The following is a 20,526-nucleotide window of genomic DNA, read 5'->3' as shown; positions in this document are numbered from 1 at the left end:
GGTTGACGGGGCGGACCGCCAAACCTCTACCGGCGGACTACCGGGTTGGACAAGCGGCCGATGCCTTCGATCTCGATCTCATAGCGGTCGCCCTCCTGGACCAGGCCGACGCCGGCCGGAGTCCCGGTCATGATGACATCACCCGGAAGCAGGGTGAAAGCCTGCGAAACGATGGACACCAGCTCCCGAACGCTGCGAATCATCTGGTTCGTGCTGCCGTCCTGGCGGAGCTCACCATTGAGCCACCCCTTGATCGCCAGGTCCTCGGGGTCGAGTTCCGTCTCGATCCACGGGCCGAGCGGCGCGGAGGTATCAAAGCCCTTGGCACGCGCCCACTGCAGGTCCGTTTTCTGTACGTCGCGGGCCGTGAGGTCGTTTCCGCACGTGTAACCGAAAATGACATCGTCCACGCGATCTTCGGGCACATCCTTGCAGATGCGGCCAATGACAACGCAGAGTTCAGCCTCAAAGGAGACTTCCTCCGAGAACTCAGGCAACACGATCGGATCGTTGGGGCCAACGACGGCGGTATTCGGCTTCAGGAACAACAAGGGGTGCTGCGGAACTTCGTTACCGAGTTCCCGGGCGTGCTCGGCGAAGTTCCGTCCGACGCCGATGACCTTGCTGCGCGGAATGATCGGTGCCAGCAGGCGCACGTCCTCCAGCTTGTGGCGGACCGAGGTCCGCTCAACGCCGTTGAAGAAGGGGTCGCCATGGATGACAGTGATGACTTCACTGCCGGGCTCACCTTCGACGACGCCGTAGACGGGATCAGAATCAACAACAAACCGGGCGATACGCATGGTTTCTAGCGTACCGTCCGCCGGCGGCCACCACGCGCGCACTGTGGTGGACGTCCGCTAGCCTCGCAGATAGTCCAATTGCGCCGCCACCGAAGTTTCAGCGGCCCACCGCACGGAAGGATCGACGTCGGGATACACCGCGTCGGTGACGGCCTGGACCCCGGCTTGGGGCCCGAGCCGCGCGAGTGTTTCGCGGATCTGGTCCAGCCGCATCTCCCTGTGGGCCCGGTACTCGCGGCATACGACGTCGACGGCCGGCAGCACGGGACCGTGAGCGGGCAACAGTGTTGCGGGGCCGAGGCTTTCGAGTGTGTCGAGGCTGGGGAGGTAATCCCCCAGCCGTCCATCGGGATAGTCCAGGACCGTGGTTCCGCGTCCCAGGATGGTGTCGCCCGTCAGCACGGAGCCGTCGGGTCCGTCGCCGGGAAGGTGGAAGCAGACTGAATCCGAAGTATGGCCCGGCGTGGCAAGCACGCGGATCTCAACACCTGCAGCCTCGATGACCTCGCCACCCCGCAACGGTTCGCCTCCGTGGCAGTGCGCCGGATCCGCCGCGCGGACAGGTGCGCCGGTGATTTCGTGGAAGCGCGCAGAGGCCTCGGTATGGTCCTTGTGGCGATGGGTGATGAGAACGAGCTCCACGGATCCCGCGGCGGCCAGGGCCGCGAGGTGCGATTCGTCGAGCGGCCCGGGATCGACGACGACGACTCCGGGAGCGTCCGGCGCGGCAATGACGTACGAGTTGGTGCCGTCGAGGCTCATCGGACCCGGATTGGGAGCGAGCAACGATCGGGTGAGGGGACTGCTGTTCTGGAAAGTGGCGTCATTGACCGGATTCACTTCTCCATCTTGGCACACGCCAACGAGCCGGGCCCGGCAACGGGAAACCCGGTTCCAAGAGGCAGGAACGGCACACGACGTAGCATGGTGCCAAGGAACTGGGACGGATACATGTGGACAGTTGCGGAGGAGGAGTCGAATGCGGAGTCAAACCCGACGAAGAAAACCTCTCTTGATGACGATGGCGATCGCCGCCGTCTGCCTCTCCGTCTTCGCAGTCCTCAGCGCTTGTTCCTCCGACACTGGACCCCGATCCGCCGTGGGCCAGTCCACCGTGGTGATCATCGGAGACTCCCTCAGCACAGGTCACGGCACCTCCCCTGACGATGCCTGGCCTCATCTAGTGGAGAACGATCCCGGCTTTCAACAGTTCCAAGCGACCATCTTCAACGCCGCGCATGACGGCAGCGGCTATGTCAGTGTCGGCGAGGACGGATCGACCTTCGGTTCCCAAGTGGACACAGCGGTAACCGACGAGACCCGCTTGGTGCTGTTCTTTGGGTCCGAAAATGACATGGGCACCTCCCCCGGAGAAACCGAGGCTGCGGCCGCACGGGCGTTCGCCTCAGTCAAGGCCCGAGCTCCGCAAGCCGACATCCTGGTGATAGGGCCGCCGTCGTATACGCGCACACCCGAGGCGGAAAGGCTCGACATCCGCGACCAGGACAAAGCCGCTGCCCTGAAAGCCGGGGCCGATTTCATCGATCCGATCGACCTCGGCTGGATCATGGACGATGCCTCGGACCTCATTGGTCCCGACGGCGATCACCCGTCCGCGGCCGGCCAGCAGTATCTGCAGGCCAAAATGGAAGCGCTCATCGGACCGAGGATCCAGCAAGCCAGCCCCGGGAGCACCCCGTTCGCCGGTTAAACGTCGACGGCGACCCGCCCACCAAAGTGGGAAGCCGCCGTCGGGCGCTCTATTGAACCTTAGGCCAGGCGGGTGAGCCAGCCGTGCTTGTCCTCGACCGTTCCGGTCTGGATGCCGAGCAACTGTTGGCGGATGGCCATGGTGGTTTCGCCTGCCTTGGCATCCTCGGAGCCGATGAACTCGGTCTTGTCCTTGAGCACGCCGATGGGCGTGATGACGGCCGCGGTTCCGCAAGCGAAGACCTCGGCGATTTCGCCGGAGGCCACGCCGTCGCGCCATTCAGCGAGGGTGATCTTGCGCTCGGAAACCTCGCGGCCCATGTCCTTCGCCACCTGGATGACGGAAGAACGGGTCACGCCTTCGAGGATGGTTCCGGTGAGTGCCGGGGTGACGAGTGAGCCGTCCTTCATGACGAAGAAGACGTTCATGCCCCCGAGTTCCTCGACGGCGTCGTCGTTGAAGTGGTCCAGGAAGAGGACCTGCTTGCAGCCGTTCTCCTCGGCTTCCATCTGGGCAATCAGCGATGCGGCGTAGTTTCCACCACACTTGGCTGCACCGGTTCCGCCACGGCCGGCACGCGCGTATTCACGGGAGATCCAGATGGATACCGGCTTGAGCTCGCCGCCGAAGTAGTTGCCGGCCGGAGAAGCGATGACCCGGAAGGAGACCTCGCGGGCAGCGCGGACACCCAGGAACGCTTCCGTCGCGATCATGAACGGGCGCAAGTACAGGGCCTCGCCGTCGCCGGACGGAACCCATTCCTTGTCCGCTTGCACGAGTTCGCGGATGGCGCCAAGGAAGTATTCCTCGGGCAGTTCCGGGAGGGCCAAGCGGCGGGCCGACTTGTTCAGGCGCGCGGCGTTGGCCTCGGGACGGAACGTCCACACTGAGCCGTCAGCGTGGCGGTATGCCTTGAGTCCTTCGAAGATCTCCTGGCCGTAGTGCAGCACTGCCGCCGAAGGATCCAGGGAAATCGGTCCGTAGGCCTCGACACGGGCACTGTGCCAGCCGCCCTTGCCCTCGGTGTCGACGCTGTAGTCGACAATGGCTGTGTTGTCGGTGAAGTAGTCGCCAAATCCCGGGTTTGCCAGGATAGCTGCACGCTCCTCAGCAGACTTCGGGGTCTCCGAGAGCTGCTGGCTGAATTCGACGCCGTGGGCAGTCTGAGTCATGTTTCCTCCAGTCGGCTACCAGGCAGAGCGAACCATCTCTTGGAGGATATGGTTCAGCGACGGACCACGGCAGCAGGTAAATAATTCAAGTAAAGCTTACGCCCGGGTACAGACCCTAAAGTGCGGCGGCGATGGCGTCGCCGATGGCCGCGGTACTGCGGCTTTCGCCATTGCGGCTTTCGATGTCAGCGACGACGGCGGCCTCGATCCTGCGGGCGGCGGTCGTGTAGCCGAGGTGGTCCAGCAACAAGGCCGCGGACAAGATGGCGGCGGTCGGATCCGCTTTTTGCTGTCCGGCGATATCCGGGGCGGAGCCGTGGACGGGTTCGAACATGGAGGGCGCGGTGCGGTCCATGTTGATATTGCCCGAGGCTGCCAGACCGATGCCGCCGGTGATGGCCGCTGCAAGGTCTGTGATGATGTCTCCGAAGAGGTTGTCAGTGACGATCACGTCAAAGCGGGAAGGGTCGGTCACCATGAAGATCGTCGCGGCGTCGATGTGCAGGTAGTCGTGGGTGACCTCGGGGAATTCCTTGGCCACGGCCTCGACGGTGCGCTTCCACAAGTGGCCTGCGAAGACCAGGACGTTGTGCTTGTGCACGAGGGTGACGTGCTTGCGGGGACGCTCGCTGGCGCGGCGGAAGGCGTCCCGGACGACGCGCTCGACGCCGCGGGCCGTGTTGAGCGACACTTCGGTGGCAACCTCATGGGGGGTGCCACCGCGCAACGTACCGCCGTTGCCGACGTACGGACCCTCGGTGCCTTCGCGGACCACGATGAAATCGATGTTGCCAGGGTTGGCCAGCGGGCTGCCCACCGTGCCATAGAGCCGCGAGGGGCGCAGGTTCACAAAGTGGTCCAGGCTGAAGCGGAGCTTGAGCAGCATCTCGCGTTCAATGATCCCGGAAGGAATGCGGGTGTCCCCCGGGGCCGCACCGACAGCGCCGAAGAGGATGGCATCGCGGGTGCGCAGATCGGCCAGGACCTCATCCGGGAGCGTTTCGCCGGTTTCAAGCCAGTGCTGGGCTCCGAGCTTGTATTCAGTCTGTTCCAAGGTGACGCCTTCTTCGGCGACAACTTTTTCCAGGACCTTGAGGGCTTCGGCAATAACTTCGGGGCCAATGCCGTCGCCGGGAATGACAGCCAGGTTGATCGTTGCGGCGGGTTGCGTTGCGCTCATGTTTTCAGACTGCCAACCCATCCACATGTTGGTCAAAATCGTCTCAGCATTTGAGCGTGCGAGTCCCCACCGACGCTCGCTCACATATATGGCACTTTCCGTCGATCCCCGCTCACATATGAGTGAAAAAAGACAAACGCTCGCTCAGATCTGCCTTGCTGACGGAACAGATCCGAAAGAGCGTTTGCGTCACGCACCGTATGAGTGAGCGGGCGTTCGCCTAAAAGGCCGCGTATGTGAGCGGGCGTCTAGGACTCGGTGGGCTCCTCGTAACGCGGGAAAACCGGGGCCGGGGCCGGGAGTTCCGTGCCGGGGACGATCGGCGTCGCGATGGCCGCGAACTGGCGGGCCTCCCCTTCCAGCTGTCCCAGGACCTCAAGCAGCTTGGCCGCCGACGTCGGCATCACCGGCTGGGCGAGGATCGCCACGATGCGGACAACCTCCAGGGTGACGTACAGGACGGTGTTCATGCGCTCGACGTCGGTCTTGCGCAGCACCCACGGGGCCTGCTCGGCGAAGTACGCGTTGGTGTCGCCCAGCACAGCCCAGATTGCCTCGAGGGCACGGCTGAATTCCTGCTTCTCGAAAGCGGCGCGGGCCACGTCCAGCAGTCCGCCGGCCTGGGCCAGCAGCGCGGTGTCCTCCGCCGAGAAATCGCCCGGAACCGGAACCTTGCCTTCGCAGTTCTTCGCCACCATGGACAGCGAACGCTGTGCCAGGTTGCCGAAGTTGTTGGCGAGGTCTGCGTTCATGCGGCCCACGATCGCCTCGTGGTTGTAGCTGCCGTCGGCACCGAAGGGCACTTCGCGGAGGAAGAAGAAGCGCACCTGGTCCAGGCCGTACTGCTCCACGAAGTCCTTAGGGGCCACCACGTTGCCGAGGGACTTGGACATCTTGACGCCATTGTTGGTCAGGAAGCCATGGATCATGACGCGCTTCGGCAGTTCCAGGCCGGCGCTCATCAGGAAGGCGGGCCAGAAGATCGCATGGAACCGTGAGATGTCCTTGCCGATGACATGGACGTCCGCAGGCCAGAACTTACGGAACGCCTCCGATTCGGCATCCGGGTAGCCGATCCCCGTCAGGTAATTCGTCAGGGCATCAACCCACACGTACATGACGTGCTTGTCGTTCCCCGGCACCGGGACACCCCAATCGAATGTCGTCCGGCTGATGGACAAGTCCTGCAGCCCCTGCTTGACGAAACTGATGACCTCGTTGAAGCGGTACTGGGGCGCGCCGAATTCCGGCTGCTCCTCGTACAAGGCCAACAACCTGTCCTGGTAGGAGGACAAGCGGAAGAAGTAGCTCTCCTCGGCGGTCCAGGTCACTTCGGTGTCGGTACCGCGCGAGTAGCGGACGCCGTCGTCCTTCAGTACGGTCTCGTCCTCGGTGTAATAAGCCTCGTCGCGGACCGAGTACCAGCCCTCGTACTTCGACAGGTAAATGTCCCCCTTGGCTTCCATCTTCTTCCAGATGGCCTGGGAAGCGGCGTAGTGATCGGCGTCCGTGGTGCGGATGAAGCGGTCGTAGGAGATGCCCAGGGCAGCGTGGGCTGCCTTGTAGATTTGGGCATTCCGGTCCACCAGTTCCTTGGGCGTGATGCCTTCCTTCTCCGCGGCCTGGGCAATCTTCATGCCGTGCTCGTCCGTACCGGTCAGGAACATCACGTCATAGCCGTCGAGGCGCTTGAACCGGGCCATCGCGTCGGTGGCGATGTACTCGTAGGCATGCCCGATATGCGGCTCGCCGTTCGGGTACGTAATGGCGGTGGTGATGTAGAACGGGGGTTTATCTGGAGACGTCACTCTACGAAGTTACCTTCTCTTGGAGATGGAAAGACCGGACCGGCCGCATGTGACGGCCGGTCCGGAAGCATCGGCTACTAGTTCAATTCAGTCAGCGTATCGCTGAGCCTGACAAGCTCGTGGTCGTGCGACGCCACGAGCACGGCGATGCCGTCGCTGGTGGTGTCCTTCAGGATGCTGATGATGCGGTTTGCCGAAGTGCGGTCCAGGCTGGCCGTTGGCTCGTCCACTACCAGGACACGGGTGCCCAGGATCAGGGCCCGGGCGATCGCGACACGCTGGCGCTCACCGCCGGACAGCTGCGCCGGACGGTGGCGCATGCGCCGGCCCAGCCCCACCAGGTCCAGCAGGTCCTTGGCCATTTCGGTGCGCTGCTCCACTTCGCCGTCGGGAACGGCCGGCAACAGCACATTCTCCAAAGCGCTCATGCCGTCGATCAAGGCGCCGCCCTGGTCCACGTACCCGATCAGGGCGCGGCGGCGGTCGGCGATTTCGTCGTCGCCCATCTTCTCGAGGGAGTCGCCCTCCCAGAGGACACGGCCCGACGTCGGAAGCGTCAGTCCCGCTCCCACTGTCAGGATGCTGGTCTTGCCTGAGCCGCTTCGCCCGGCGACGCAGTGCATCTCACCGGCGTGCAGGCTCAGGTTGAAGTCCTCGACGACGGTGACCGGCTCCGCGCCACCTTTGTCGCCGCCGTAGCGGATGGTGATGTTGCTCAACTGCAGGGGCATACCGTGGTCCGCCGCCCGCACTATGGTATTGGCCCGGGTCTGGAACGACTCGTCGGTGGATTCCGTGGTCGCGGTCAGATCGGGTTCGAGATTGTCAGTCATTTGACCACTTTCGTTGCAATGGGAATCCAGCAAATTACGGCCACCACTCCGGCCAAAGCGGCCCAAAGTGCGGCATAAGGAGCGAGCAACAGGCCCAGGCCCAGCGCCCCCACGACGCCCAGGATCAGGGCCACTGCTCCGACCAAGGCATTTTCGAAGAACCGGACCTGCCCCAGCATGTCCGGGTTCCAGCCCATGGCCCGGAGAGTGCCGAGCTGCTCCCGCCTGGCCTGGAGTTCGAACCGACCCGTGACCAAGGTCAGTACGAGGCCCACGAGCACTCCGCAGACTGCCAGGATGACGCTCGGCAGGGCTACGGTAGCTGAGGCGAGACCGCTGAGGGCACTGGCTCCAGCTGCGCGCGGGATGTCAATGAGCAAGGCGATCAGGGCACCGACGGCCGCCCCGAACACTCCCACAGCCACGGCCAGCGCGACTGAGCTGAAGCGGTGGGTGACCAGTTGGCGGTACGCAAACGTCAGCGGCGAATCCACCGGGATCAGGCGTTCATCGTGTTGGGGTTCCTGGTCAACGATGTCGCGGTGCCGCAATTGCTGGGCCGCGATGTATGCGGCGGCGCAGTAAATGAGCAACACGGACGCGGAAACAATGACCGTCGCCAGGTTCCAGCTCAGAAGGCTCAGCGCAATGCCTGCCACGGCGACGATCCCCGCACCGATGCCGAACTCCTCGAGGACCCAACTTCGGATTTTCCTCTGGGTCCAGCCCATGGCGCGGAGGATCCCCGCCTCGTTGCGTCGCTGGCGGATATAGCTGACTGTGGAAGCGCCGGTCAGGAGAGTGGCCCCGCACAGCGTCAGGAAGAGAAGGGTGATGTTGGTGCCCGTCAGGGAACCGGACACGGCATCGGCGGCATCCTGCCGAACCCACGATTGCTGGACGGTGCCCAGGGCGGATTCCTTGCCGGCATCGTCCTTGGAATATCCCGGGACGAAGATGTTGGCGTCTTCACGCGCGGAGCCGGCCACCACTGTGGCTTGTAGACCCATGTCGCGGATCTGGGCTGCGAGCTTGTCGACCTCTGGTTGGGCCTGCTTCCAGTTGCCCGGTGCGCTGGCGCGGACCCGGACGGCATCGATCACGTTGGCGTTGGAATCGTAACCGCGCGCTGCGGCAAGGCCGTAGTAGTCGGTAATGGCACCGGCAGACTGGCTGACGAGGCCAGTATCGCTCAGCGAGGGCTTGAGGCCCTTGGCGGCGGTGTCATTGCCCGAAGCGTCCTTCTGGAGCGTCATCGGGGCCGGGTCGTAGCCACCCAAGGGCAGCTTGTTGACGTCGCCGGCCGCTTTCTGGATCTGGGCAGGATCAAACGTCCCGTAGACCATCGGCAGCGGGGTAGCGGGCTTCGATCCCGTGGCAAGGTTCTCCCGGTAGGAGCGCTCGTCGACCGGCTTGCGCTGGCTCTGGTCCACGATCGCGCCGAAGGCCGACTTCTCAGGCAGCTTGTTGACGGTAACCCAGTCCCCCGGTGTGGCGGACTTGGCGACGGCTCCATTCGCAGAGGTTTCGCCGTCCTTGTACTTGGGTGCGGCTGCGAAGTCCGTGCTCCACTGGGCCGGCTGGTACAGGCCTTGGCTGAAGTTGCCCATGTTACCGAGCAACTGACTGTGGTCGGTGGACCCGGGCCATGACAGGGCGAACGGCGACTTTGACACGAACGGCAGGTAGTCCTTGTCCAAGGAACGTGAGACAGTGCCGACGTCGTTGACGACCTTGCCCGAATCATCGATTTCCTGGATTTTGACCGAGTACTTCAGGTCCAGCGAGGTTCCCTGCCGGACGATCAAAGGAATGGCCTGCGAGGCATCCGTGATCTGGCCGGACAGTTTTGCCTGCTGGTACTGGGTCATGAGGGGCGCCCAGTATTTGAGCTTGACGCCCATGAAATCCGGGCCCTGCTCGAGTTCCTGCTGCGTGGGGCTCTTGGCGAAGAGTTGTTCGAAGTAGCGGCCGATGGCACCCGCGTTGCGGGTGTCGGCCGGCGGCGCCTTTTGCAGCGGTGCGAGGAAGTCTCCGGCCGAGCCCAGGAGGGCGCGTTCAGCTGTCGGATCGACGGCGACGACAGACTCGGTGACCTGTGGAGCCATGGGCAGCGCCACCGACAGGTTGAAGAGGTTGTGCTCCGAGCCACCGGCAGGAGCGGGGAACTTGATGCCGCTCTCTCCCGCGGGGCCGGCGATGCGGATGCTCTTGCCTCCGGCAGCCTGCTGCTCCACGACCTGCCCCTTGCCGAGCGTGCCTTCAGCGCTGGTCTGGAAGAGGGTTTGCTGGGACACTCCGTCGGAGCTCACGGCAGTGGCGGTGAGGCGGTACTTCTTGGGTTGCGCAGGGAGGACGGACTCCGGCGCGGGCCAGCTCTTGGAGTCCGTTCCGGTCGGATCTCCCGCGGTGGCTCCACCAGCCAGCCCCGCGTTGTAGCCAAGGTAATCCATAGCATCAAGCCGCGGAGTTTCCAGGTTCTGCGTCACCCGGGACACGAGGCTGATGGGCGCCGCTACCGACGCACCGCTCAGCCCCCGGATCTTCTCGAGTTGAGGGAAGCTGATGCCGCCCTGGCCGTTCGCGATGTCCGGCTGGAGGAGTGCCCCGCCGTCCTTGGTATTCGCGGACTTGGCCTGGACCAGGATGTCGTACAGGCCGCGTGAGTTCTCATCCACTGTCCGGTTCAGCGCGGCCTGCGACTGGCTCTGGATGAATACGGACAAACACATGGCGACGATCAAAATGGCCGCGGTCAACAGAAGCACACGGCTTCTGATGAACCTCTGGACGGCGTTCATAGGGCTCCCTGAGTCCTGGATTGCGGGTGTGCTGCTGTCCCTGGAACCATGCCGAGGCAATAGGAATCCACTGGGTGCGTGCAAAAGTTATTGGCCGGCCTGCCGCCGGTTCCGAATTTCGGACCAAGCCATTGTAGGCAGACCGGCCAATGATATGTGGCCGATGTGAAGTGCGGCACACTTTTCTAGCTCAAACGGTGAGGATGCTAGTCCTCCAGGTCCACTTCGCGAACCATGTCGGCGCCGATGCCGGCCTTGATTGCTTCAAGGACCTGCTGCGGCACCGAAGTGTCGATCGTCAGCAGCGCCAAGACCTGGCCGCCTTCGCTCTGGCGTGCCACCTGCATGCCACCGATATTGATGTTGTTCATGCCCAGGATGTGGCCGATGGTGCCGATGACACCGGGACGGTCCGCGTAGGAAACAACCACCAAGTGTTCGCTGATCGGGATTTCGACGTCGTAGCCGTTGACGCCCACGAGCTTCTGGACCTGCTTGGGTCCGGTGAGCGTGCCGGCCACGGAAATCTGTGAGCCGTCACTGAGTGCTCCGCGGATGGTCAGGACGTTGCGGTAGTCCTCGGCTTCCGGCGTCGTGATCAGGCGGGTGTTGATGCCGCGCTGCTCTGCGATGACGGGCGCGTTGACGTAGGAGACCTGCTCGGTCACGACGTCGGCGAACACGCCCTTGAGCGCCGCCAGTTCGAGGACCTTCACGTCCAGGCTCGCGATTTCGCCCGCGACCTCGACGTCGATCTGCGTCAGGGATGCGTGGGTCAGGGCCGTGAAGATCCGGCCGAGCTTTTCGATCAGCGGGATTCCGGGGCGGACGTCGGAAGCGATCACGCCACCGGCAACGTTGACGGCATCCGGCACGAGTTCGCCGGCGAGGGCGAGGCGCACGGACTTCGCCACGGAGACGCCGGCCTTTTCCTGGGCTTCGTCCGTGGAGGCACCCAAGTGGGGCGTCACGATGACGTTGTCCATGCCGAAGAAGGGAAGGTCGGTGCTCGGCTCCTTGACGAAGACGTCGATGCCTGCGCCGGCGATCTGTCCGTCTTCCAAGGCCTCGTGGAGGGCCTCTTCGTCGATCAGGCCGCCACGGGCGACATTGACAACGTAGGCCGTTTCCTTCATCTTCTTGAAAGCGTCGGCGCCCAGCATGCCTACTGTTTCCGGGGTTTTGGGCATGTGGATGGTGATGAAGTCCGACTTCTCGAGCAGCTCGTCGAGGGTGACGAGCTTGACGCCGAGCTGGGCCGCGCGTGCCGAGGTGATGTAGGGGTCGTAGGCGAGGATCTCGGTCTCGAAGCCTTGCAGCCGGGCAGCCACGAGCGCTCCGATGCGTCCGAGGCCGATGATGCCGATCTTCTTCTCGAAGAGTTCGATGCCGGTGTACTTGGAGCGCTTCCACTCGCCGCCCTTCAAGGCGGAGCTGGCCTGCGGGATGTGGCGGGCGAGGCTGAGGATATGGCCGACCGTCAGCTCGGCAGCGGACACAATGTTCGACGTCGGAGCATTGACCACCATGACGCCGGCCTGGGTGGCGGCCTTGATGTCCACGTTGTCCAGGCCGACACCGGCACGCGCGATGATCTTGAGGTTCTTGGCTGCGGCAATTGCCTCGGCGTCCACCTGGGTGGCTGAACGCACGAGGATGGCGTCGACGTCGACGATTGCGGAGAGCAGCTGGGAGCGGTCCGCGCCGTCGGTTTGGCGGATCTCGAAGTCCGGACCAAGGGCCTCGATCGTGGCGGGCGAAAGTTCCTCAGCGAGGAGTACTACTGGCTTGGTGCTAGTCACCGGTGACCTCTTTAGCTCTCTTTTTCAGGTGGGGTTTTGGTGAAACGATTCTTTGACGACGAAGGCCGGACCCGGTGTACCGGGTCCGGCCTCCATGCCGGGCGGCTTCATTTCGAGCCTATCCCGAACGGCGTTCTGTGTTGAATTGCTACGGCTCCTGCCGCGGCTTCAACGGGTGCCTTGACTAGCGGGCTGCGGAGCCTTCGACGTAGTCCTCGTCCTGCTGCTGCCAGGAGAACAGGGAACGCAGCTCGCGGCCGACACCCTCGATGGGGTGCTGCTCTGCCTTGGCCCGCAGTTCCTTGAACTCGACAGCGCCGTTGTCCTGGTCGTCGATGAAACGCTTGGCGAAGGCACCGGACTGGATGTCGGCGAGGACGCCGGCCATGTTTTCCTTGACCCGGGGGTCGATGACGCGCGGGCCGGAGACGTAGTCGCCGTACTCTGCGGTGTCGGAAACGCTCCAGCGCTGCTTGGCGATGCCACCCTCCCACATGAGGTCAACGATGAGCTTGAGCTCGTGAAGAACCTCGAAGTAGGCGATCTGCGGCTGGTAGCCGGCTTCGGTCAGGGTCTCGAAGCCGTACTGGATCAGCTGGGAGACACCGCCGCACAGGACAGCCTGCTCGCCGAAGAGGTCGGTTTCGGTCTCTTCGGTGAAGGTGGTCTTGATGACGCCGGCGCGCGTGCCGCCGATTGCCTTCGCGTAAGACTTGGCCAGTTCCCAAGCGGAACCGGAAGCGTCCTGCTCGACGGCGATGATGTCCGGGATACCGCGGCCGGCTTCGAACTCGCGGCGGACGGTGTGTCCTGGAGCCTTCGGGGCGATCAGGATGACGTCAACGCCCTCGGGTGCCTCGATGTACCCGAAGCGGATGTTGAAGCCGTGGGCGAAAGCAAGGGCCTTGCCGGCGGTCAGCTTGTCCTTGATGGAGTCGTTGTAGATCGCGCGCTGGTGCTGGTCCGGTGCCAGGATCATGATGACGTCGGCCCATTCGGCGGCGTCGGCAACGTTCTTGACCGTGAAGCCTGCGTCCTCGGCCTTGGCGATCGACTTCGAGCCTTCCTTGAGCGCGATGACAACCTCGACGCCCGAGTCGCGCAGGTTCAGCGCGTGGGCGTGGCCCTGGGAACCGTAGCCGACAATGGCAACCTTGCGACCCTGGATGATCGACAGGTCTGCGTCGTCGTCGTAGAACATTTCAGTCACTTGCGTAACTCCTCTTGAGTGGTTTTGTAGATATTGTCTGTGGTTCGGTATCGGGCTACTACGCAGTACTTAAGAAAATGCCTAAGCGCTGCGCAACGCCCTGTCACTCATGGAGCGGGATCCCCGCCCAACGGCCAAGGTGCCGGACTGCACTATTTCGCGGATGCCGAACGGCTCGAGCACTGAAAGCAGCGCTGCGAGCTTTTCCGGGGTACCGGTTGCCTCAATGACCACCGAGTCTGTGGAAACGTCAACCACTGAGGCACGGAACAAGTCTGCAGCTTGGGTGACCTGCAGGCGTGTCGCGGCATCCGCACGTACCTTGACCAGGATGTGGTCACGCTGCACGGAAGATTCTGGAGTCAGCTCGACAATCTTGATCACGTTGATCAGTTTGTTGAGCTGTTTGGTGACCTGCTCGATGAGGTCGCCATCGGCGTCGACGACGACGGTCATCCGGGAAATCCCGGAGACCTCGGTGGGGCCGACGGCCAGGGAGTTGATGTTGAAGGCCCGCCGGGCGAAGAGGCTGGCTACGCGGGTCAGCACACCGGGCTTGTCTTCGACCAGAACGGACAGTGTGTGGCGGCTCATGGCTAGTCCTCCTCTTCCCATTCCGGGGTCATGTTGCGGGCAACCTGGATCTGGTCATTCGAGACTCCGGAGGGGACCATCGGCCACACCATGGAGTTCGGGCTGACCACGAAGTCGATGACCACGGGACGGTCATTGATTTCCAGGGCCTTCTGGATGGTTGCGTCAATATCCTCGTCCCGCTCGCAACGGAAGGCTGCGCAGCCGTAGGCGTCTGCAAGCTTGACGAAGTCCGGGATACGGACGGTGTCGTGGCCGGTGTTCAGGTCGGTGTTGGAGTAGCGGCCTTCATAGAAGAGGGTCTGCCACTGGCGCACCATGCCAAGCGAGGAATTGTTGATGATGGCAACCTTGATGGGAATTTTGTTGATGGCGCAGGTGGCCAGTTCCTGGTTGGTCATCTGGAAGCAGCCGTCGCCGTCGATCGCCCAGACCACACGGTCGGGTTCGCCGACCTTGGCGCCCATGGCTGCGGGCACGGCATAACCCATGGTGCCGGCACCGCCGGAGTTCAGCCAGGCGTGGGGACGCTCGTACTTGATGAACTGCGCGGCCCACATCTGGTGCTGGCCAACGCCCGCGACGTAGATGCCTTCCGGGCCCGTGAGCGCACCAATGCGTTCGATGACCCGCTGGGGGGCACTGAGTCCGTCTTCCGGCTCCGTCCAACCCAGAGGGTAGGTATCGCGGAGGTTGTTGAGGAACGCCCACCAACCGCCGAGGTCCGGGGTGCCGGATTGCTCGAAAGCGTTGCGGACCGCCTCGCTCAGTTCCGGAATGATCTCCTTGACGGAGCCCACGATCGGAACGTCAGCCGTGCGGTTCTTGGAGATCTCCGCGGGGTCGATGTCCGCGTGGATGATCTTTGCGTGCGGAGCGAAGGTGCTGAGGACACCCGTCACGCGGTCATCAAAGCGCGCACCAAGGGTGATCAACAGATCGGACTGCTGCAGTGCGGTAACCGCAGAAACCGTGCCGTGCATGCCGGGCATGCCGACGTGCTGGGGGTGGGAATCCGGGAACGCGCCACGGGCCATGAGTGTGGTCACCACGGGAGCGCCGGTGAGTTCCGCGAGCTCGCGCAGTTCGGCCGATGCGTGGGCCTTGACCACACCGCCGCCGACATACAGGACGGGCTTGCTTGCCGCAGCGATCAGCCGGGCAGCCTCGCGCACCTGCTTGTTGTGGCCGCGGACCACCGGACGATAGCCCGGCAAATCGATTTTGGGCGGCCAGGAGAAGGTCATGGTGCCCTGCTGGGCGTTCTTGGCGATGTCCACCAATACGGGACCGGGACGCCCGGTGCTCGCAAGGTAGAAAGCCTCGGCCATGACATGCGGAATGTCGTTGGGATCCGTCACCAGGAAGGAATGCTTGGTGATCGGCATGGTGATGCCGACGATGTCTGCTTCCTGGAAGGCATCAGTGCCAATGACAGAAGCCGATACCTGGCCGGTAATCGCAACGAGGGGCACGGAGTCCATGTGGGCATCCATGATGGCGGTAACGAGGTTGGTGGCACCGGGGCCCGAGGTGGCGATGCAGACGCCAACCCGTCCGGTAACCATGGCGTAGCCTTGCGCTGCGTGGCCGGCTCCCTGTTCGTGACGGACCAGGACGTGATTCATCTTGGAGGCCATCAAAGGGTCATAGGTGGGGAGGATCGCGCCACCGGGCAAACCAAAAATATCGTCCACGCCGAGTTCTTCGAGCGAGCGGACAATAGCTTCCGAGCCGGTCATCACCGTTGGGGGTACAACGTTGTTCGGCCCGAGTACAGGAGAGAGAGTTGCAGCATTGTCGACGACGGCGTCAGCCGTACGGTCGACCTTTTCCGGAGCCTTGGGGGCTCCAGCGGACTTTGCAGCCATCAGCGAGGGGCTGATCGGCGATCCTTTGCTCATCGGACTCTTCCTTTGGGGATCTTCAATTAGTGAAAGTTACTGCTTGGGTACTGCGTTCATGCGGGTTCTTGCTCAATGCGCCGTCCCCTGCGGGAAATAAAAAAAACCCCTCAGCCTTGCGGCTCTTCGAGGGGTTGCGCGTGACGGTTCGTTACCAGTCGGGCTAGGAGGCCACGCGCTTGGTAAGTACGACAGTGCCCACGGTGGCGCCGACAGTAACGAATGCGATCATGCGTTCAGTGTTCCCTCTTAGTGAGATAGGTGTCAAACGATAAAGATGTCATCTCACTATGTGGACCCCATTGTCCACGGACTGGTCCTACCCCGGCCACCCAACTGACTAGCAGTTGTTGTCGTTATGAGGCGTCAAAACGACAACAACTGCGAGTTAGTTGGGCCGGAACCCGGAATTAGCCGCAATAGGCGCCGGTGGAGGCGCTGTGCACCAGCTTGGCGTACTTCGCGAGGACGCCCTTGGTGAACTTGGCCGGGAGGGGCTCCCAGCCGACCTTGCGGGACTCGAGCTCGGCTTCGTCCACCAGGAGGTCGAACGAACGGGCAGCAATGTCCACGCGGATCTTGTCGCCGTCCTTGACGAAGGCGATAGGACCGCCGTCGACGGCTTCAGGCGCAACGTGCCCGATGCAGAGACCCGTGGTTCCGCCCGAGAAGCGACCGTCGGTCAGCAGGAGCACGTCCTTGCCGAGGCCCGCGCCCTTGATGGCGCCGGTGATGGCGAGCATCTCACGCATGCCCGGGCCGCCCTTGGGTCCTTCGTAACGGATCACGACGACGTCCCCGGCCTTGATCTCGCCCTTGTCCAAAGCGTCGAGGGCGCCTTGCTCGCGTTCGAACACGCGGGCGGTTCCTTCGAAGACATCGGCGTCGAAGCCGGCGCTCTTCACGACGGCACCTTCCGGGGCCATGGAACCGTGCAGGATGGTGATGCCGCCGGTCTTGTGGATCGGGTTGTCCAGGGCGCGCAGGATCTTGCCGTCGAGGTCCGGCGGGTTGATGGCGGCCAGGTTCTCGGCAAGGGTCTTGCCTGTGACGGTCAGGCAGTCGCCGTGCAGCAGGCCGGCGTCGAGCAGCGCCTTCATGATGACCGGCACGCCGCCGATCTTGTCGACGTCGGTCATGACGTAGCGGCCGAAGGGCTTGAGGTCGCCCAGGTGCGGAATCTTGTCGCCGATGCGGTTGAAGTCGTCCAGGGTCAGTTCGACCTCGGCTTCCCGGGCGATCGCGAGCAGGTGCAGGACGGCGTTGGTGGAACCGCCGAAGGCCATGGTGACGGCGATGGCGTTCTCGAACGCCTTCTTGGTCATGATGTCCCGGGCGGTGATGCCGAGGCGGAGCAGGTTGACCACTGCCTCGCCGGACTTGCGGGCAAAGTCATCACGACGGCGGTCTGCCGAGGGCGGGGCAGCCGAGCCCGGCAGGGACATGCCGAGCGCTTCGCCGATGCACGCCATGGTGTTGGCCGTGTACATACCGCCGCAGGCGCCTTCACCGGGACAGATAGCGCGCTCGATGCGGTCCAAGTCTCCGCGGCTCATCTTGCCAGCAGCGCACGCGCCCACGGCTTCGAAGGCGTCAATGAGGGTGACTTCCTTCTCCGAGCCGTCCTCGAGCTTGACCCAGCCCGGCATGATGGAACCGGCGTAAAGGAAGACACTGGCGAGATCCAGTCGGGCGGCCGCCATCAGCATGCCCGGGAGGGATTTGTCGCAGCCGGCCAGCAAAACGGAGCCGTCAATGCGCTCGGCCTGCATGACGGTTTCAACGGAGTCGGCAATGACTTCACGAGAAACAAGGGAGAAGTGCATGCCCTCGTGGCCCATGGAAATGCCGTCCGAAACGGAAATGGTGCCGAACTGCATGGGGAAACCACCGCCGGCGTGAACGCCTTCCTTGGCACCCTGGGCGAGTCGGTTCAGCGAAAGGTTGCAGGGCGTAATTTCGTTCCACGAGCTCGCGACGCCGATTTGGGGCTTGGCGAAGTCGTCATCGCCCATGCCTACGGCCCGGAACATGCCTCGCGCGGGGGCGGCATGGATGCCGTCCGTTACGACCCGGCTGCGTGGCTTGATGTCCGGCTGGTTGTCTGTCGCAATTGGGGTGTGGTCACTCATGGGCACGAGTCTATGACTCTTGGGCTGTGGCCAACGAACATGTTTGGCGGGTTAAGGCGAATTTAGCGCTATTTCATTCAATATTTCATTCAAATAATGGACAGTCGTCTCGATATGTGAGACATCAGTCTCATCGTCGACCGCAGTTCCACCCGACAGGACCACGGGAGCGCTGAAGGCCGCGAATCGTTTGACTAACCTAGACAGCCCCGTGACACGGACGTAACGTCAAATCACGACCACTGCGCCACTCGAACAGACAGAAGGGCTCCTCCCATGGAATGGTTGACCACGGTCATCGTCATCGTGTTGATCGTCGCGATTGTCTGGTGGCTCCTGAGCCGCAATAGAGCGAAGTCTTCCCCGGGCGCCATGGCCCCGGCCTCGCCGTCACCGACTGCTTCCTCTCCACAGATGGACGTCACAGCCGCCGCCCTGACAGGCTCCGCCCCTTTGGTCGCCGCAACTGCGACCGCCCATCAAGACGTGGCCGGGTCGCAGGCGGCCGCACCCGAAGCCGAGCCGGAGCCGGAGGCGGAACCTGAGGCGGGGGGCCTCGACGTCGACGATTGGGAGCGACCTTCCCCTCCCCGCGACACCGGAATGGCCGCCCCGGAAGAGTCCCCCGCGGCCGGAACCTCGGCGGAGGAGCCCATGTTCGAGGAGCCCACGCTCTCGAAACCCGTGCTGTCCGAGGACGCGGTTTCGGAGGCCGCACTTTCCGAGGACGCGCTTTCCGAGGCCACCGGGCCGGTTGCTGCCGAGCCCGAACTTGAAGGGGGCGTGACGGCCGACGACGTTACGGCGGCCGACGCCGGACCCTCCGTTCCCGCGGCTGCCGGCGTTCCGGCCTCGTCGACTACGGAACCAGCAACCCCCGAACAGTTGGCCGACAGCGCCGAGTGGGAAGCTACCTGGAGCGAAGGCGGCGCACCCGTACCCCCCGCTCCGATCCACCACCGCGAATACACGGACGCCCATGCACCGACGCTTCCCGGTGCGGAATCAGCCGCGGCGGAGGCAGTCGACTCTGCTGCGGAAATGCAAGAAGACCGGGCCGAAGCTCCCGACGCGGCTCCGGCGCCTTTTGAGTCAACCACCCAGGCCGAGGATTCCACCGGCGCGCCGCCGCTTGGCGGGCACCTTGCCGCTGAGCAGCCTTACGGTGAAGGATCGGCTGCGGCCGGCGCCGACGGGAGCGGCCCCGCTGGCTACACGGTCAAAGGCAACGCGGACACCATGACCTACCACGATGAAGACAGCCCGTCCTACGACGAGGTCAAAGCCGAGGTGTGGTTTATTTCGAGCGCCCACGCGGAGGCAGCCGGTTTCCGTCCGCCTCGCAGGAACCGCCGCTGAGGGCCCAAGGACCTGAGGATCCACGGCGGCAAGCGGCCCTGCAACCAGGACAAGCAATGAACCACACAAAGGCGGGATCGGGGAGCGTCTTCCGGTCCCGCCTTGCGCTTGCCCGGGCTCTGATAGCGGTGGCCTGCCTCATGGCTTTGCTGCTAGGCGCCTGTACAGGGAGTGCTCCCGGCCCGGGGCCCACCCAAGGCAACGGACCGGAGCTGCTTCGGAAGCTTGACGTGAATCTGACACTCCCGTGGTCCATCGTGTTCCTCGGCGACGGAACTGCCATCATCTCCGAACGCGACACCAAGCTCATCAAATCGGTCCGGAACGACCAGGTCACGACGGTGGGCGAGTTTCCCGGCGTCGTACCCGGCGGCGAAGGCGGACTGCTGGGGCTGGCCCTCTCTCCCGCGTTCGCCAGCGACCGCCTGCTTTACGCCTATTTCACCGCCGAATCGGACAACAGAATTTCGCGCACCCGCCTGGAGCAGGCCGCGGACGGGCGGCTGAGCCTCGGCACACCGGAAGTCATCTTCTCAGGCATCCCCAAAGCCTTGACCCACAACGGCGGCCGCATCCGCTTCGGCCCCGACGGGTTCCTCTACGTCGGCACGGGAGATGCACAGCACCCCGAGCGGGCGCAGGACCGCAATGCGCTCGGCGGGAAGATCCTGCGGCTTACCCCCGAGGGGAAAGCCGCGCCGGGCAACCCGTTTGGCAACCCCGTTTACAGCTACGGGCACCGCAATGTGCAAGGGCTCGCCTGGGACAGCTCCGGCAGGCTGTGGGCGAGCGAATTCGGCCCCGACGTCAACGACGAACTCAATCTCATCCAGGCGGGCGGCAACTACGGCTGGCCGGAAGTGACCGGGGCGCCCGGCCGCGCCGGCTACATCGACGCCAAAGTGGTCTGGCCGTCGACGGCGGATGCCTCGCCGAGCGGGCTGGAGATCGTGAACGGAACGGCGTTCACGTGCGCGCTGCGCGGGCAGCGTTTGTGGACGGTACCGCTCAACGGAGAAACGGCGGGGAATCCCGTGGCATACCTCACGGCGGACTACGGGCGACTCAGGGACATTTCGCTTGCGCCGGACGGCACGCTTTGGGTTCTTAGCAACAACCAAAACCCTGACTTTGCGCTGGTCCTGAAGCCTCCCCGCCAGTGACGCGCAGGAGGCCCGGGCCGATTTCACACTTCGGCAACTGTCGTGTAGAGTTAC

15 protein-coding genes are annotated in these 20,526 nt (G+C 63.7%); 3 read left to right on the top strand and 12 right to left on the bottom strand.

What is annotated here, in order from left to right:
• Positions 1-26: 26 nt before the first annotated feature.
• Together AB4074_RS01530 and AB4074_RS01525 are read right to left on the bottom strand one after the other, a co-directional pair.
• Entirely contained in the window at positions 27-803 is a 777-nt protein-coding gene (locus AB4074_RS01530) for a fumarylacetoacetate hydrolase family protein (RefSeq protein WP_241707477.1), read from the bottom strand.
• Between the two features lie 57 nt (positions 804-860).
• Positions 861-1,643 (bottom strand): MBL fold metallo-hydrolase, encoded by a 783-nt coding sequence (locus AB4074_RS01525; protein ID WP_441411791.1) that lies wholly within the window; start codon positions 1,641-1,643, stop codon positions 861-863.
• A 175-nt stretch (positions 1,644-1,818) separates the two neighbouring features.
• Between AB4074_RS01525 and AB4074_RS01520 the strand changes: the two genes are divergently transcribed.
• Positions 1,819-2,514: an SGNH/GDSL hydrolase family protein gene (locus AB4074_RS01520; protein ID WP_441411790.1), complete on the top strand. Its 696-nt coding sequence runs from the start codon at positions 1,819-1,821 to the stop codon at positions 2,512-2,514.
• Positions 2,515-2,573: 59 nt separating this feature from the next.
• Here AB4074_RS01520 and AB4074_RS01515 read toward each other — a convergent pair whose 3' ends face one another.
• The 10 genes from AB4074_RS01515 to ilvD form a co-directional block, all read right to left on the bottom strand.
• Positions 2,574-3,686 carry a branched-chain amino acid aminotransferase gene (locus AB4074_RS01515; RefSeq protein WP_441411789.1) on the bottom strand — a complete coding sequence of 371 codons (1,113 nt, stop codon included), beginning with the start codon at positions 3,684-3,686 and terminating at the stop codon, positions 2,574-2,576.
• 115 nt (positions 3,687-3,801) lie between these two features.
• Positions 3,802-4,866, bottom strand: coding sequence for a 3-isopropylmalate dehydrogenase (locus AB4074_RS01510; protein ID WP_441411788.1), 1,065 nt, complete (start codon positions 4,864-4,866; stop codon positions 3,802-3,804).
• A gap of 248 nt (positions 4,867-5,114) precedes the next feature.
• Positions 5,115-6,674 carry a methionine--tRNA ligase gene (metG, locus tag AB4074_RS01505; protein WP_441411787.1) on the bottom strand — a complete coding sequence of 520 codons (1,560 nt, stop codon included), beginning with the start codon at positions 6,672-6,674 and terminating at the stop codon, positions 5,115-5,117.
• Between the two features lie 77 nt (positions 6,675-6,751).
• Entirely contained in the window at positions 6,752-7,507 is a 756-nt protein-coding gene (locus AB4074_RS01500) for an ABC transporter ATP-binding protein (protein WP_441411786.1), read from the bottom strand.
• Positions 7,504-10,308, bottom strand: coding sequence for an ABC transporter permease (locus AB4074_RS01495; protein WP_441411785.1), 2,805 nt, complete (start codon positions 10,306-10,308; stop codon positions 7,504-7,506). Before AB4074_RS01495 ends, AB4074_RS01500 begins: the two co-directional genes overlap by 4 nt.
• 206 nt (positions 10,309-10,514) lie before the next feature.
• Positions 10,515-12,110, bottom strand: coding sequence for a phosphoglycerate dehydrogenase (gene serA / locus AB4074_RS01490; RefSeq protein WP_236811602.1), 1,596 nt, complete (start codon positions 12,108-12,110; stop codon positions 10,515-10,517).
• Positions 12,111-12,294: 184 nt separating this feature from the next.
• On the bottom strand, positions 12,295-13,320 hold the full coding sequence (gene ilvC / locus AB4074_RS01485) for a ketol-acid reductoisomerase (RefSeq protein WP_078108575.1): 1,026 nt from the start codon (positions 13,318-13,320) through the stop codon (positions 12,295-12,297).
• A gap of 81 nt (positions 13,321-13,401) precedes the next feature.
• Complete coding sequence (ilvN, locus tag AB4074_RS01480) at positions 13,402-13,914, bottom strand: acetolactate synthase small subunit (protein WP_236811607.1); 513 nt, start codon at positions 13,912-13,914, stop codon at positions 13,402-13,404.
• 2 nt (positions 13,915-13,916) lie between these two features.
• Positions 13,917-15,818, bottom strand: coding sequence for an acetolactate synthase large subunit (locus AB4074_RS01475; RefSeq protein WP_441411784.1), 1,902 nt, complete (start codon positions 15,816-15,818; stop codon positions 13,917-13,919).
• A gap of 410 nt (positions 15,819-16,228) precedes the next feature.
• Positions 16,229-17,950, bottom strand: coding sequence for a dihydroxy-acid dehydratase (gene ilvD / locus AB4074_RS01470; RefSeq protein ID WP_441411783.1), 1,722 nt, complete (start codon positions 17,948-17,950; stop codon positions 16,229-16,231).
• 276 nt (positions 17,951-18,226) lie between these two features.
• Between ilvD and AB4074_RS01465 the strand changes: the two genes are divergently transcribed.
• Both AB4074_RS01465 and AB4074_RS01460 read left to right on the top strand, forming a co-directional pair.
• Positions 18,227-19,309, top strand: a complete 1,083-nt coding sequence (locus AB4074_RS01465; protein ID WP_441411782.1) for a sunset domain-containing protein — start codon at positions 18,227-18,229, stop codon at positions 19,307-19,309.
• 56 nt (positions 19,310-19,365) lie between these two features.
• Positions 19,366-20,472, top strand: a complete 1,107-nt coding sequence (locus AB4074_RS01460) for a PQQ-dependent sugar dehydrogenase (RefSeq protein ID WP_441411781.1) — start codon at positions 19,366-19,368, stop codon at positions 20,470-20,472.
• The last annotated feature ends 54 nt before the right edge of the window (positions 20,473-20,526 follow it).

The sequence above is a fragment of the Arthrobacter sp. 2MCAF14 genome, from assembly GCF_052115645.1.
Classification (GTDB): domain Bacteria; phylum Actinomycetota; class Actinomycetes; order Actinomycetales; family Micrococcaceae; genus Arthrobacter.
The sequence above is the reverse complement of the archived record's forward strand: the minus strand, read 5'-3'. Positions and strand labels throughout refer to the sequence as shown.